Here is a 15,462-nt window from a genome sequence, read left to right as displayed (position 1 = left end):
GTCTACTATCTACTATAATGCACCTAACATAGAAACCACAAAAAGTAACGCATATAGAGAAATAGTTATAATGGTAAACACCCCTATAAACTTGTAATGAGACTTTAAAAGTTTAAAAGCATTGGCTAAAGTTTCTTCATTTTTTGTAGACAATGCAGTTTTCATTTTATTAGAAAACTGTAATAAATAATATACAGGAAAAAAGTAAATGACAGCAAACACCAAGTAAACCACAGTCATAATAAGTCCAGTACTTTCTGGTACACCAGGTTGCAATTGAGCTGCTAGACCAAAAATAGTTGTAGAAAACGCTGCTAAAATTAACAATAAAAAAATTAGTACAAACCCAATAATAGAAAGAAAAAAAGACCATTTAGCCGTTTCTTTTAAAAATCGTTTAGAAGCACTATTTAAAGTTAATTGTTCTAATTGTGTAATTGGGTTGTGCATAATCTGTATTTTTAATTTGGTGTTGTTCTCAAATGTAAAAAAAAGCTATAAATACACGACTAAAATTTCAACTCCTGAGAAGAAAAACATGATAATCGAACATTTATAGCAATATTTTTTTAATCAAACTCAGTAATTGTTTTCTTTATAATAGCAATACAATCTTTTAATTGAGCTTCATTCATAACCAATGGAGGTGCAAAACGAATGATATTTCCGTGAGTTGGTTTTGCCAACAAACCATTATCTCTAAGTTTTATACAAATATCCCAGGCCGTAGAACTCTCTTCAGAATCATTTATTAAAATGGCATTCAACAACCCTTTTCCTCTTACAGACTCAACTAAATGATTGTTCTTACAAAACTCAGTTAATTCTGCTCTAAAAATTTTCCCTAACCTATCAGCATTTTCTGCTAGTTTTTCATCTGCAACAACAGTTAACGCTGCAATAGCAACAGCTGCCGCAACAGGGTTTCCACCAAAAGTAGATCCATGATTACCTGGTTTTATAACATTCATAATGGTATCATTTGCCAACACAGCAGAAACAGGGTATGCACCGCCACTCAATGCTTTTCCTAATATTAGTATATCTGGTTTTACCTCTGGGGTACCAGAGCAATTTTTATCATCACAAGTACAATTACCACAAGTTGCTAACAAACGTCCTGTTCTTGCAATTCCCGTTTGTACTTCATCAGCTATAAACAAAACATTATAATCTTCACACAATTGTTTTGCTGCAGCCAAATAACCTTCAGAAGGAACGTAAACACCAGCTTCACCTTGAATAGGCTCTACCAAAAATGCAGCAACATTTGGGTTGTTTTCTAACACCTCCTGTAACTCTTGCAAATTATCATATTCAATTTTTACAAAACCCTTGGTATAAGGTCCAAAATTCTTACGCGCCACAGGATCATTAGAAAATGAAATTATTGTGGTAGTTCTTCCATGAAAATTATTTTCGCAGACTACAATTTCGGCTTTATTTTCGTCAATTCCTTTTACTTCATATGCCCATTTTCTTGCAATTTTTAATGCCGTTTCCACAGCTTCTGCCCCAGTATTCATGGGCAATAACTTATCAAAACCAAACAAATCTGTTGCAAATTTTTCATATTTACCCAACATATCATTGTAAAAAGCACGAGATGTTAAGGTTAATGTATTTGCCTGATTTATCATTGCATTTACAATTTTAGGATGACAATGACCTTGATTTACAGCAGAATACGCAGATAAAAAATCATAATAACGTTTTCCTTCTGCGTCCCAAACATACACACCCTCTCCTCTACTTAAAACTACAGGCAGTGGATGATAATTATGCGCACCATACTTATTTTCTAATTCAATTGCTTCTTGCGAGCTTAACTTGTCTAAAACAGCCATTTTTTTAACTTTAAATGTTTATACTAAAAACATTCCTGTTCTACCTTTATCCTTTCAGTACGTACCGAAAATTCAGCGTGGGAAAGAAATCATCCCTGAAGTACTACAAAAATAATGAAAATCTATTAAAAGTCAGTTCTAGAGCACACAAAGTTCAGGGCGTTCCCTAAAGGTCGGGCTTTCACTACTCGCTTTTTTTAGTTTGTCTTAAATATAAAATTGTAAAAAAAGTAAATTTCTGTCAAAAGACAAATCAAAAAAGAGCTCAAACAAACCGTTCAATCCCTAACGCATATTGCTTCTTTAAAAACACCAATATTATAACTATCCTATTTCTTTTTTTAGGTTCATCGTTTTTTAATTCTAGTAACACCTTTTCTCAATTTCTTTACCTAATTTTGCAATCTCATAAAAACACAAAAATGCCACGTAGAGAACGCAATAAATTCGTTAAAAGAAATCAGATTTTAGAACTTAACATAGAAGATTATGCTTTTGGCGGAAAAGGAATTGCAAGAATTAATTCAGACGAGGGTAGTTTTGTAGTTTTTGTACCCAATACATTACCAGGGCAATTGGTAAAAGCTCAAATTAAGAAAACAAGCAAAAAATATGCTGAAGCCAAATTGATAGATGTTTTACAGCCTTCTGAAGATGAAGTTGAAGTACCGTTTCAAGATATTCCTGGAGCTCCCTACATTCAATTGCCAATAGACTTACAACATCAATATAAAAAAGAAAGTACTTTATCATTGTTTAAAAGAATTGGTAAAGTTAACAATATTGAAGATTTGTTTGATGAGTTTATTACTTCGCCAAACGTGTTTCATTACAGAAACAAAATGGAATATGGTTTCTCTGCTATTGGTTATGACAGAATTAACAAAACAGACAAAGACGAATTTACGCTAGGTTTTAAAAGGCGTGGTGTTTGGTGGATGGGCGATAATTTAGACAAAGATTCTGGTTTGTTTGACAAACAATTAGAAGACAACTTAATTAACATTCGTAAATATTGCTTAGAAACAGGTTTACAGCCTTGGCACGGACCTAAAAAAGAAGGTTTTTTTAGGTATTTTGTGGTACGAAAATCGTACAAAACTAATGAATTACTATTCAATTTAGTCACTACATCTTATGATTTGTCTAAGTTCGATTTAAATAAATTTGCTAATTTTTTAGTAGAGTTATTTGGAGATAGAGTTGCTGGTTTATTACATACTATAAATGATGAGGTTGGAGATAGAACCATTGCTACTTCTGGAAGCATTGATCTAATTTACGGTAAAGACAAAATTGTTGAAGAACTCTTAGGCTTAAACTTTGAAATTAGCATGAAAAGCTTTTTTCAGACCAATCCAAAATCCGCAGAAAAACTCTACACAAAAGTAGTTGATTATGTTTTAGAAGATAAATCCAAAGTAGACAATACTGTAGTGATGGATTTGTTTTGTGGCACAGGAACCATTGGGCAAATTGTGGCCTCTAAGAGTGATAATGCAAAAATTATTGGAGTAGATATTGTAGCTTCTGCCATAGAAGATGCAAAGAAAAATGCCCAAAGAAACAATATTGATGGTTTACAGTTTTATGCTGCAGATGTAGGTAAATTTTTACAACAACACCCAGAATATCAAAACAAAATTAAAACCATCATTTTAGATCCTGCTAGAGCAGGAATTGTACCAAAAACCTTAAAAAAAATCATTGAATTAAATGCAGATAGAATGGTATATGTTTCTTGTAACCCAGCTACACAAGCCAGAGATACAGAATTACTTAGAGATGCTGGTTATCAAATCAAAAAAATTAGTTTGGTAGATCAGTTTCCGCATACAAGTCATATTGAAACGGTGGTTTTGTTTGAAAAGTGTTAAAAGTGTAAATTATTTTTAGAGAAGTAAGATTTATTTCTGAAAATGGAACTATTTTAGCATGGAAAATCTACTATATTGAGGTTGTAAATTTGCTAATTTAATAACGTAAATTACTAGCAAATTTTAAAAATCTACATACGATGAAAAAACTAACAGAATTTGAAATTCAAAAGAAATTAGAAAATCTTACCGACTGGGATTATTATGATGATGCTTTGCATACCGATTTTGAATTTGATAATTTTAAAGATTGTATGTCTGCAATGAGTAGAATTGCTTTTGAATGTGAGGCATTAAATCATCATCCAGAATGGACTAATGTGTACAATACGTTAGATATTACACTAACTACTCATGATGCAGACGGCGTTACAGAATTAGATTTTAAATTGGCAGAAGCTATTAATAAGATTGTAGAAGTTGAAGATTAATTTTAAAAAAATAAGTGTTTTATTAGGTCTACTACTGCTTATAAATACGGCTTGTGAAAAAGACGATTTCTGCTTACAAAATCCAGTTACACCTAATTTAGTATTACGTTTTTACGATAATGTAAACAGAGAAACTGTAAAAAACGTTGAAAGATTGTCTATTATTGCAGCAAGTAAAACAGACAGTTTATTTACCAATTTTACTTCAGACAGTATAGCTATTCCTCTAAATTCTCTTAGCAACAGCACTGTTTACACCTTAAAGATGAACAATCAAAATGGCAATATTGCTACCAATCAAATAGCAACATTTACAGTATCTTATACAACAGAAGAAATTCATGTTTCTCGTTCTTGCGGATTCAAAATCAATTTTAATGATGTTAATTTTTCACCAGAAAATGACGGTTGGATTTTAGATTTTACTCAAAATACATTTACAATAGACAATCAAAATGCAGCACATGTACAAATTTTTCATTAGCATCACTTTTCTTTTTGTTGTTGTAGATGGGGTATCTCAAGAACAACAAAAAGATAGTGTACCTTCTATTGAAAAAGATACCTTAGTTTATAAAACAAACTATGGTTTACGTTTGGGTGTAGACATTAGTAAACCAATTAAAGCACAGTTTGATGATACCTTTACAGGCTTTGAAATTGTTGGAGATTACAGGCTCTCTAAAAACTTTTACGCTGCTGTAGAGGTAGGTTTTGAAGAAGAAACTACTAAAGAAGATTTTTCAAATTCTACTGCAAAAGGCAACTATATAAGAGTAGGTTTTAACCTAAATACGTATAAAAACTGGTTAGACATGAACAACGAGATTTTTGTAGGATATCGTTATGGCTATAGTAATTTTGAACAAACCCTTAACAGTTATACCCCAAATGTAAATACCTCTTATTTTCCTGCTGTAGAAATTAATACCCCAATTACCACAAAAAACCTAAATGCACATTGGTCTGAAATTGTTGTAGGGTTTAGAACAGAAACACTAAAAAATGTATTTATTTCATTTAGTGGCTCTTATAAAATATTGATGAGTATTAAAGATCCTGATAATTTTCAATCGTTGTTTGCTCCTGGTTTTAATAGAGTTTTTAAAGGTGGTACTGGTTTTGGATTTAATTATACGATTAGCTACTTAATTCCTTTTCAAAAAAAGTAATACCGTTTACTTTTTTTAGTAAATTTATAATCTTTTGTAAAATCAATCATTAGAATGAATAAAATACCAAGTGTAGATTTAGCCGATTTTCTATCAGAAGACAATCAAAAAAAACAAAATTTTATTAATGAAATTGGTCACGCATATGAAAATATTGGTTTTGTGGCTTTAAAAGGTCATTTTTTAAATGATGCATTAGTAAAAGAACTATATGCTGAAGTAAAAAACTTTTTTGACTTGCCATTGGCTACAAAAAAGAAATATGAAATTCCTGAAATAGGCGGTCAAAGAGGCTATGTTTCATTTGGTAAAGAATCTGCAAAGGGTAAAAAAGAAGGAGATTTAAAAGAGTTTTGGCATTTTGGTCAATACGTTGCAAAAGATTCCAAATATGCTGAAGAATATCCAGACAATGTTATTGTGGAAGAACTCCCTAAATTTAATGAAATCGGTAAAAAAACCTATCAAATGCTAGAAAAAACAGCAAAATATGTTTTGCGTTCTCTAGCGTTACACTTGGGTTTAGAAGAAACCTATTTTGATGATTATATTAAAAACGGAAATAGTATTTTACGTCCAATTCATTATCCACCTATAAAAACTGAGCCTCAAGGAGCAGAAAGAGCCGCTGCTCATGGAGATATCAATTTAATAACGTTGTTAATGGGTGCACAAGGAAAAGGGCTTCAAGTTCAAAATCATAAAGGAGATTGGATAGATGCAATGGCTGCCCCAGATGAATTGATGATAAATGTTGGAGATATGCTTTCTCGTCACAGCAACAACAAGCTAAAATCTACCATTCATAGAGTGGTAAATCCACCTAAAGAGATGTGGGATACATCACGCTATTCTATTCCGTTTTTTATGCATCCAATTTCAGATATGAAATTAGATGTTTTACCAAATTGTATTAATGCAAAAAACCCAAAACAGTTTGAAGATATTACTGCTGGGGAGTTTTTAAATGAACGCTTAAAAGAATTAGGATTAAAAAAGTAGTTTTTATAGTAATGTAAGACATGATTATTTTGTCTAGCATTTTAAACAACACCTATACACTACAAACCAATTTAGAAAAATAGAAATGGACTTAAGAGATCAGTTAAAAAATTTATTTCCAGAACACCAAGAAAAACCTGAACCTGTAAAAGAAAAATCTAATATTTGGTTACAAGACGATCCTATAATTTGCAAATATGAAAAGAGAAAAGGAAAACCAATTACAATACTAGAAGGATATACAGGAGCAACATCTGACTTTAAGATTTTAGCTAAAGAAATAAAAACTAAGCTTTCTGTTGGTGGCAGTTTTAAAGATGATAAAATTATTATTCAAGGAGATTATAGAGACCGAATAATGATAATGCTTAAAGAAAAAGGATTTAAAGTAAAACGTGTTGGAGGTTAATTATGATTTAAAATTCTATTATAGATTTTAATGAAATGGTTACAGTTTGTATAGAAAATAAAAAAATCATTAGAACTGATACATTAAAACAATTTTAAATCATAAATAGTAACGAGTTTTAAAAATTAAATTCGATATTTTTCATCGTTTTAAAATATCAATCGTAAAAAATAGTTTATTTATAAAATGAATCCAGCTGTTTTACATATAACTAACGGAGATAGTACTACCAACTATCTAAAAAAACTTAAATTTAGTGGAGAGTTTATTACGTGGAGAGAGATGTTATGTGAAGGAAAAACTACAGCAGACGTTGGTAGTGAATCTTTTTGGAAAAATAGATTCGTTTTTTTTAAAACTTCTTATAAGGTTAGCAAAAAAAGGTTTATAGATTTTACGGTTAAAGAGTACAGAAACCTTTGTAATAAAAAGGATAACAAAGAAATTATACTTTGGTTTGAATACGATTTATTTTGTCAAATTAATATGTTGGCTGTACTTAGTTGGTTAAAATCACACAGAAAAGGCCATCATATTTCTTTAGTTTGTAGTGGAAAAGTTAAGGGTTCTAAAAAATTAAAAAGTATAGGAGAACTTACAGCAAATCAGATAGATCAATATTATAAAAATAGAGTTTGCTTAACCCAAGATGATATTGAATATGCAGACTATATTTGGCAATTGTATTGTGCAAATTCTCCGCTAAGATTAGAAACGGTGTACAGATACAACCCAATGTCTCCTTTTCAATATTTAACTACCGCTTTAGAAGCTCATTTAAGACGTTTCCCTACTATATATAACGGATTAAACGCTATTGAAAATAATATTTTAAACACTGCAAACACCAAAAAGTTATCTTCTAAAAATGCGTTAATTTCGCAAATTTTAAAAGAAGATACCACTTACGGTTTTGGAGATCTTCAGTTTAAATACAAAATTGATCAACTTCAAAAATTATTCGAGTCATTTCATCCTGTAAAATTATCTAAAAAAGGGAACAAAATTTTAGAAGGTCAAACTAGTTACTATGGCACACTTCGAAATGATAATGCCTATCTTGGAGGTACAAAAAAATATAGTTTTTTATTTAATACCACAACAGAAAAACTGCTGCAAATTACCTCATAAATGTCTATAAAATCTTCTGAACTCATCTTAAATACAGATGGAAGTGTCTACCATTTGAATCTAAAGCCTACGCATATTGCTAAAGACATCATTTTTGTTGGAGATCAAGATAGAGTTACCAAAATTACCAAACACTTTGATAGTATTGAATTTACTACTCAAAAACGTGAATTTAAAACAACTACAGGGCTATACAAAAATAAAAGATTGTCTGTAATATCTACAGGTATTGGTCCAGACAATATAGATATTGTATTGAATGAACTGGATGCTTTGGTAAACATAGATTTAGAAACTAAAAAACCTAAAAAAAAGTTAACTTCACTCAATATTATTAGAATAGGAACTTCTGGAGCCTTACAAAATGATATTCCTATAGATTCTTTTTTAATGAGTAGTTACGGATTAGATTTAAACGGAATGTTACATTCTTATCATGTAGAAAATATTGGCAACCCTAATATTGAAAATGCTTTTGTAAAACATACAAATTGGAGTACTAAAAAAGCTACTCCTCTTCTTATTTCCTGTAGTAAAACCTTAGCAGATACTTTTGTTTCTTCAAATATCTATACAGGCATCACAGCTACAGCTGGAGGGTTTTATGGCCCGCAAGGAAGAATACTAAGACTAGCGCTACAGGATAACAATTTAAATAGTAAAATTGATACTTTCAATTTTGAACATCACAGAATAACCAATTTAGAAATGGAAACAGCTGCTATTTATGGTCTATCAAAACTGTTAGGGCACAAAGCGTGCTCATTAAACGCAATTATTGCAAACAGAGCCAATGGTACTTTTAGTAAAAACCCCAATAAAGTAATTGAAAGCTTAATTGCCTATACATTAGAAAAGCTAACCATATGATTTTAAAATCTAAAACCACTAAAATAGTGCTCATATGTTTATTTTTTATAATTACTAGTTTTCAGTGTGAAGACATTATCAATTGTGAAAATGAAACATCCTTTATTACTACAGAGGATAACTTTATAAAAATAACTAGAAAAACAGACTTATTTACAAATGACACTATTTGGATTTCGCTTGATTTAAAAAAGGAACAAAATGATAATATGGGCAATTTTGTTTCATTAGAATTAGACGATATATATGGTTTTGATGATGTTATTATCACAGAATTTAAAAACAATTTTGATGCATACAATTCTTTAAATTTTGGTTCTTTTTTGATTGAAAAAAAAGGAACTATTTCTACTTCAAATGGTTCTATTCTTACACGTTTTGTTTTTGACAGTGCTGCAAATGCTTACCAATACAATTTTGGTGTAATTTTAAAAGATAGTGGTAATTATAGATTTAGTATTTATAATTTTTACGCTAATTCTAGTATTAAAAATAGAGATTGTACAGAGTTTTCATATGAAATACCATTATTTTTTGATGATGGCATACAAGAAAAGACACAAATATATAATTTTACAGTTCGTTAATTTATGATAAATTTAAAAGTTGGTGGTGTACCAGAGCATTTTAACTATCCATGGTACATTACCCTAAAAAATAAAGAATATAGTAAATACAACATCAATTTAAGATGGCAAGATTATCCTGGTGGAACAGGACAAATGTGTAAGGCACTTAGAGATGGTACTGTAGATATTGCTATCGTTTTAACAGAAGGTATTCTTAAAGACATTGGCGCAGGAAACCCTTCTAAAATTGCACAAACTTTTGTAAAATCTCCCCTTATTTGGGGTATTCATGTTGGTGCTCAATCGCCATTCAAAAAAATTGAAGATTTAGAGCATGCTACAATTGCAATTAGTAGATTTGGTTCTGGTTCACACTTAATGGCAATTGTAAATGCTCACAACCAAGGTTGGGATATTAGCAAATTAAAATTTAAAGTAGTTGGTAACTTACAAGGAGGTATAGATGCCCTTACCACAGGAGATGCTGATTATTTTATGTGGGAACATTTTACTACCAAACCCCTAGTTGATGACGGAACTTTTAGAAGGATTGATGACTGCCCTACTCCTTGGCCTTGTTTTGTAATTGCAGTAAGAAACGAAGTGATAGAAAACAACTTTAATGAAGTAAAAAAAGTACTAGATATTATAAATAAAGAAACTAAAAGTTTTAAAAAGATAAAAACTATTGATAAAATTTTAGCCAAAAGATATGGCCAACAATTAGAAGATATTCAACAATGGTTGAAAATTACTGAATGGAATGATGGCAAGCCTATGAGCAAGAATTTAGTTACTAGAATACAAAATAAAATGGTTACTTTTAACGTTATTGAAGAGAAGAAAAATTCTGCAATGTTCATAAAAAATATGTACATTTAACCCGTAAAATAATTCGTATGAAAAAAATAGTATTTATTGCAATTTGTCTAATAGGAATTATCTGTTTTTCTTCTTGTAGAAGCACATCAAAGCGTTGTGGTCTTGCAGATAATAATATAACAACTGTAACTTCTATTGAAAAAATAGAACTTTTTTAAAATAGCTGATAGATATTATCATATTGTAAAAAATAACTTTTTTTAAGTGTTTTTTTACACTTATTTTGTGTGTTTAGTGTACACAAAACTTCTTTTTTAAGTGGTTTGAAAACTACCAATCAATTTGTTTTAAATCAAGCGATTTTAAAATATGATTGACTTTTGAAAAATGCTTATTCCCAAACCAATAGCCTCTATTAGCACTTAAAGGAGAAGGATGGCCAGAAGTCAAAATATGATGTTTTTCACCACTTATCAATTTAACTTTTTTCTTAGCAAACCCTCCCCAAAGTAAAAAAATTACATTTTCTCTCTTATCAGAAATCTTCTGAATTACTGCATCTGTAAAGGTTTCCCAACCCTTTTTTTGATGACTACCAGCTTCATGCGCTCTTACGGTTAACGTTGCATTTAATAGTAACACCCCTTGTTTTGCCCACTTTTCTAAATTTCCACTTTGTGGATAATCAGTATGTAAATCTGTACCTATTTCTTTAAAAATATTAATAAGTGATGGCGGATGCGCAATACCATCCTGTACAGAAAAGCATAACCCATTAGCTTGGTTTGGTCCGTGATATGGATCTTGACCAATAATAACCACTTTTATATCATCAAAAGCACAATGGTCAAAGGCAGCAAAAATATCTTTTCCCTTAGGGTAGCACGTAAAAGTTTGATATTCTGTTTTTACAAAATTTATCAATTCTTTAAAGTAAGGTTTTTCAAATTCAGATTGTAAAATATTTTTCCAACTATCCGCAATTTTTACATTCATTGTTTCTTATTTTTGTAAAAGTTAAGCTGAACCGTCATTTTCATCAATTTAAAAGGTAAAAATTAAATTTTTAATTGATAAAATAATACCAAGGTTGAGTCTCGTATATCAAAGATACAAATTTGAATATTTCAGAAAAAACATTACAAGATTTAGAGTTTTCTACAGTTTTACAACATGTATCACAACATTGTATTTCTGGTTTAGGAAAAGAAAATGTGCTAGACATAACACCATTTCAAAGTAAAAAAGCACTGTTTAAAGAATTACACTTAGTAGATGAATACTTATCTTCTTTTGAAAGTGACAATAGAATACCAAATCATGGTTTTGACAATATTACAGAAAGTGTAAAGAGGTTGGCTATAGAAAACAGTTTTATAGAAACAGAAGCGTTTTTAAAAATAGCCACAACTTCTTTAACGGTTAATGAACATATCAAATTTTTTAAAAAGTTTAAAGAACAGTTTCCTACTTTTTTTGAACTTACCCAAAAAATTGAGTTTACTACCTATGTAGATGATGAAATTAAAAAAATAATTGATATCTCTGGAGAGGTTAAAAACAATGCCTCTGCTGCTTTAAAGCAAATTAGAAAAGATATTAATTACGTGCGTGGTAAAATTGGTGCAAGCTTTTCTTCTGCTTTATCAAAAGCTATTTCTGCAGGTTATTTAGACGATATTAAAGAAACTGTAATAGACAATCAGCGTGTTTTAGCTGTTTTGGCAATGCATAGAAAAAAAGTGGCAGGAAGCTTATTAGGGTCTTCAAAATCTGGGAATATCGTTTATATAGCACCTCAAGCAACGCTTTCTTACTCAAGAGAATATCAAAATTTGATTTACGATGAAAAGCAAGAAATTGTCAAAATTTTACGCAATTTGTCAGATATCATTCGTCCTCTTGTATCTTTATTAGAAGACTATATTTACTTTTTAACCCATGTTGATATGGTGGGTGCAAAAGCAAAATATGCCTTAGAAATACATGCTATTTTACCCAAGATAACTAAAGAAAAAAAGATTTTTTTTAAAAATGCATATCATCCTGTGCTATGGAAAAAAAATACAACACAAAAAATACATACGGTTCCTCAAACAATCACACTGCATGATAAACAGCAAATTATTGTGATATCAGGCCCAAATGCAGGTGGTAAAAGTATTACACTAAAAACTATTGGTTTATTACAATTGATGGTTCAAAGTGGTTTGCTAATTCCTGTAGATGAGCGCAGTCAGACTTATATTTTTGACACTGTCTTAACAGATATTGGAGACAATCAATCTATAGAAAATCAGCTAAGTACGTACAGTTATCGTTTAAAAAATATGCGTAATTTTTTACGCAAGTGTAATGAAAATACGTTGTTTTTAATTGATGAATTTGGAACAGGTTCTGACCCTGAACTTGGTGGTGCTTTGGCAGAAATTTTCTTAGAAGAATTTTATCATAAAAAAGCTTTTGGCATTATTACTACCCACTACTCTAACTTAAAAGTGTTAGCTAATGAACTGGAGAATGTTACCAATGCCAATATGCAATTTGATGAGCGTTCTCTAGAACCTTTGTACAAATTATTTATAGGTCAAGCAGGAAGCTCATTTACCTTTGAAGTAGCTCAGAAAAATGGTATCCCTTTTAGTTTAATCAACAAGGCAAAAAAGCGTGTTGAAACGGAAAAAGTACGTTTAGATAAAACCATTTCTAAACTCCAAAAAGAACGCAATAGACTTCAAAAAAATTCTGATAATTTAGAAAAACAAAAATCTAAAGGACAAGAGCATTTAGAAAATCTACAGGAAAAAGAGCAGCGTATTCAAGATAAATTAGCTGGTTTTCAAGAATTGTATGATAACAATCAAAGAATGCTTTCTTTGGGTAGAAAAATTAATGAACTTTTAAACAAATACTTTCAAACTAACAATAAGAAAGAGTTGAACGCCAACTTTAACAAATGGGTGGTAGATGAAAAAGTAAAACATGCCAAGAAAAACCCTATTAAACCCAAAACAAAGTCTCAAAAACAAAAGGCAAAAATTGTTGCCAAACAAATGAAAGAGACTATAGAAAAGGTTGAAAAAGAAGTACTTGAAAAAGTGGTTGAAGTACGCAAAGAGAAGAAAAAAGAGGCTGCTAAAATAGCCAAAGAAAAATCTGAATATATTTTTAAACTGAATGATAGAGTTAAGATAATAGACTCAAATTCAGTAGGTACAATTGATAAAATAGAAAAGAAAAACGTAATAATTAACTACGGAATTTTTACAACAAAAACTTCTGTTGATAAACTAGAACTTGTAGAAAGAGCTAAAAACTAAAGTACAGAAGCTATTTTTTTTACAAATACTTTTGACGTAAATGGTTTAGAAATTACTCCTGAAAAACCAATTTGTAAATATCTTTTCAAATCCTCTTGAGAAGTATTTGCTGTTAATGCCAATACAGGAGTTTTAGAATTTTGTTTTCTAAAAACCTCAGGTTTTTGCATTAATTGTTCACCTGTTAAATTGGGCATATTAATATCTAACAAAATTACATCAAAAGGCACTTCTTCAATTTTAGACAATGCCTCTAAACCATCTTTGACAAAATGTGCTATGGCATTTTCTTTAGATAAAAAGTGTTTTACTATAGTTAAGTTTAAGACATCATCATCTGCAACTAAAATTCTCTTCCCTTCTATATTTGCAACTATATCACTTTTTATTGTAGAAGTTTCTTCAGTTTTTTTATTTTTTTTAAATGGAATTTCTACTGAAAAAGTTGTTCCTAAATCTAATTTACTTTCAACAGAAATACTTCCGTTCATGGCGTTTACCAAACGTTTAACTATGGCTAACCCTAAACCTGCACCTCCTTTAATTCTATTATCAGAAAGTTTGTTTTGTTGATATTCTTCAAATATTTTTAAGGTTTGTTCTTTGGACATTCCTCTACCTGTATCTGAAACTAGGAGTTGGATTTTTACAGTATCATCAGTATCAGCTATCAACTCTACTTTGGTAGTCACATTACCTTTTTCTGTAAATTTTATAGCATTTCCTATTAAGTTGGATAGAATCTGTTGAATTCTAACACTATCTCCAATTATAGTTTTTGGTATATTTTTTGGAACTTCAAATAGTAAATTAACATCTTCTTTTTTTTGTTGATGCTTAAAATCATTTTCACAGTTTTGAAAGATTTCGTGTAGTAAAATTTCTTCTTCAGCCAACTTCAATTTACCCGCTTCAATTCTAGACAAATCTAAAATATCATCTACAATTACTTTTAAGTTTTTTCCGGCAGAAGACAAATTTTTCATGTATTTTACTACAGTATCAGACAAGTTTTCAGAAGAAATTAATTCTGCATATCCTAAAATGGAATTTAATGGGTTACGAATTTCATGACTCATCATTGCTAAAAAACGAGATTTTTCTTCGTTGGCCTTATCTGCTATCAGTCTTAACCTATCTAGTTCTTTATTTTTTTCAGCAATTTCTCTTTTTATGAAAAAAATATCGTTTCTATTTTGGTTGAGTTGATCTACATATTTATAAACATTTGTTCTATTGTGAAGTAAAATATCTATACTAGAAGGGCTTTTAAAAACCTCTATATCTATATTGTATTCATTGTCACCAGAAACAATTAGCATACCTTCTAAAAAAAAAGGTTTTTCTAGTTCTAAAGCCTCTAAGGTTCCTTCTAAGAATGGACAAACGTTATAAATAGATTTGTTAATAATAAACTCTTTTTTTGCAAAAACACCTGCCTCAACGTTCTTTATTACTCCTGATACATCAGTAGTAACTTGTATAAAAACATCTTCAATTTTAGCAGGTATCAAGGAGTATTATTTTAGAGCTTGGGCGGTTAATTTCATAAAAGCATCTTCTACGTAATCGCCTTCTTTTGCACTGGTTATCAAATCAATATCAACAGATACTTTTTGTATTACATTATCTATTTCTGTAGCACTTAATAAATCTTTTTTATTACCAACTATGGTAATATCTTTTAACCCTGATAAATCTCTTACCATTTTAAGATTTTTATCTATGGTTAGATAAGTTTCTTCTCTACTTAGGTCAAAAACAAACATTGCGGCATGTGCACCTAAAAAGTAGGCTTTGGGTATTTTTTCATCTCCATTAGTTCCTGCAACATCCCAAATCATTAATTTTATAGTTTCGTTTTGATACGACACTACTTTTTTACTAACTCTAACACCAATAGTACTTATATAATCTTCAGAAAATTCATTCAATACAAATCTTCTAATTAAAGATGTTTTTCCAACTCCAAAATTACCAACAAGTAGTACTTTTTTTGCAATCATAAAATT

16 protein-coding genes are annotated in these 15,462 nt (G+C 30.1%); 11 read left to right on the top strand and 5 right to left on the bottom strand.

The window, feature by feature from the left end; genetic code table 11:
• Positions 1–12: 12 nt before the first annotated feature.
• Together DUT90_RS06710 and rocD are read right to left on the bottom strand one after the other, a co-directional pair.
• A complete protein-coding gene (locus DUT90_RS06710) occupies positions 13–450 on the bottom strand; it encodes a DUF5362 family protein (RefSeq protein ID WP_114426405.1) in 438 nt (145 codons plus the stop codon).
• A gap of 119 nt (positions 451–569) precedes the next feature.
• A complete protein-coding gene (gene rocD / locus DUT90_RS06705; RefSeq protein WP_114426404.1) occupies positions 570–1,847 on the bottom strand; it encodes an ornithine--oxo-acid transaminase in 1,278 nt (425 codons plus the stop codon).
• 422 nt (positions 1,848–2,269) lie between these two features.
• Here rocD and rlmD point away from each other — a divergent pair, with 422 nt between their 5' ends.
• The 10 genes from rlmD to DUT90_RS06655 all read left to right on the top strand — a co-directional run bounded on the left by rlmD (position 2,270) and on the right by DUT90_RS06655 (position 10,190).
• Positions 2,270–3,724, top strand: a complete 1,455-nt coding sequence (gene rlmD / locus DUT90_RS06700; protein WP_114426403.1) for a 23S rRNA (uracil(1939)-C(5))-methyltransferase RlmD — start codon at positions 2,270–2,272, stop codon at positions 3,722–3,724.
• 140 nt (positions 3,725–3,864) lie between these two features.
• A complete protein-coding gene (locus DUT90_RS06695; RefSeq protein ID WP_114426402.1) occupies positions 3,865–4,155 on the top strand; it encodes a 4a-hydroxytetrahydrobiopterin dehydratase in 291 nt (96 codons plus the stop codon).
• Complete coding sequence (locus DUT90_RS06690; RefSeq protein WP_258848513.1) at positions 4,145–4,639, top strand: DUF6452 family protein; 495 nt, start codon at positions 4,145–4,147, stop codon at positions 4,637–4,639. Before DUT90_RS06695 ends, DUT90_RS06690 begins: the two co-directional genes overlap by 11 nt.
• Complete coding sequence (locus DUT90_RS06685; RefSeq protein ID WP_114426401.1) at positions 4,620–5,327, top strand: DUF6048 family protein; 708 nt, start codon at positions 4,620–4,622, stop codon at positions 5,325–5,327. Before DUT90_RS06690 ends, DUT90_RS06685 begins: the two co-directional genes overlap by 20 nt.
• A gap of 54 nt (positions 5,328–5,381) precedes the next feature.
• Positions 5,382–6,329 (top strand): isopenicillin N synthase family oxygenase, encoded by a 948-nt coding sequence (locus DUT90_RS06680; RefSeq protein WP_114426400.1) that lies wholly within the window; start codon positions 5,382–5,384, stop codon positions 6,327–6,329.
• A gap of 85 nt (positions 6,330–6,414) precedes the next feature.
• The gene (locus tag DUT90_RS06675; protein ID WP_114426399.1) at positions 6,415–6,738 is read left to right on the top strand and encodes a translation initiation factor; all 324 of its coding nucleotides are present in this window, start codon (positions 6,415–6,417) and stop codon (positions 6,736–6,738) included.
• A gap of 186 nt (positions 6,739–6,924) precedes the next feature.
• Complete coding sequence (locus DUT90_RS06670; RefSeq protein ID WP_114426398.1) at positions 6,925–7,869, top strand: DUF1835 domain-containing protein; 945 nt, start codon at positions 6,925–6,927, stop codon at positions 7,867–7,869.
• A complete protein-coding gene (locus tag DUT90_RS06665) occupies positions 7,870–8,739 on the top strand; it encodes a nucleoside phosphorylase (protein WP_114426397.1) in 870 nt (289 codons plus the stop codon).
• Complete coding sequence (locus DUT90_RS06660) at positions 8,736–9,326, top strand: hypothetical protein (RefSeq protein WP_114426396.1); 591 nt, start codon at positions 8,736–8,738, stop codon at positions 9,324–9,326. Before DUT90_RS06665 ends, DUT90_RS06660 begins: the two co-directional genes overlap by 4 nt.
• A 3-nt stretch (positions 9,327–9,329) precedes the next feature.
• Positions 9,330–10,190 carry a substrate-binding domain-containing protein gene (locus DUT90_RS06655; protein ID WP_114426395.1) on the top strand — a complete coding sequence of 287 codons (861 nt, stop codon included), beginning with the start codon at positions 9,330–9,332 and terminating at the stop codon, positions 10,188–10,190.
• A 270-nt stretch (positions 10,191–10,460) separates the two neighbouring features.
• On the opposite strand, the gene DUT90_RS06650 is transcribed toward DUT90_RS06655, so the two are convergent.
• Positions 10,461–11,126: a uracil-DNA glycosylase gene (locus DUT90_RS06650; protein WP_114426394.1), complete on the bottom strand. Its 666-nt coding sequence runs from the start codon at positions 11,124–11,126 to the stop codon at positions 10,461–10,463.
• 122 nt (positions 11,127–11,248) lie between these two features.
• On the opposite strand from DUT90_RS06650, the gene DUT90_RS06645 reads away from it, so the two are divergent.
• Positions 11,249–13,450 carry an endonuclease MutS2 gene (locus DUT90_RS06645; RefSeq protein ID WP_114426393.1) on the top strand — a complete coding sequence of 734 codons (2,202 nt, stop codon included), beginning with the start codon at positions 11,249–11,251 and terminating at the stop codon, positions 13,448–13,450.
• On the opposite strand, the gene DUT90_RS06640 is transcribed toward DUT90_RS06645, so the two are convergent.
• Both DUT90_RS06640 and DUT90_RS06635 read right to left on the bottom strand, forming a co-directional pair.
• On the bottom strand, positions 13,447–14,964 hold the full coding sequence (locus tag DUT90_RS06640; protein ID WP_114426392.1) for an ATP-binding protein: 1,518 nt from the start codon (positions 14,962–14,964) through the stop codon (positions 13,447–13,449). The two genes, DUT90_RS06645 and DUT90_RS06640, sit on opposite strands and share 4 nt — an antisense overlap.
• A 6-nt stretch (positions 14,965–14,970) precedes the next feature.
• Complete coding sequence (locus tag DUT90_RS06635; protein WP_147266199.1) at positions 14,971–15,456, bottom strand: Rab family GTPase; 486 nt, start codon at positions 15,454–15,456, stop codon at positions 14,971–14,973.
• Positions 15,457–15,462: the final 6 nt, after the last annotated feature.

The sequence above is a fragment of the Polaribacter sp. WD7 genome, from assembly GCF_003335085.1.
Classification (GTDB): domain Bacteria; phylum Bacteroidota; class Bacteroidia; order Flavobacteriales; family Flavobacteriaceae; genus Polaribacter.
This window is presented reverse-complemented; position numbering and strand designations above follow the sequence as displayed.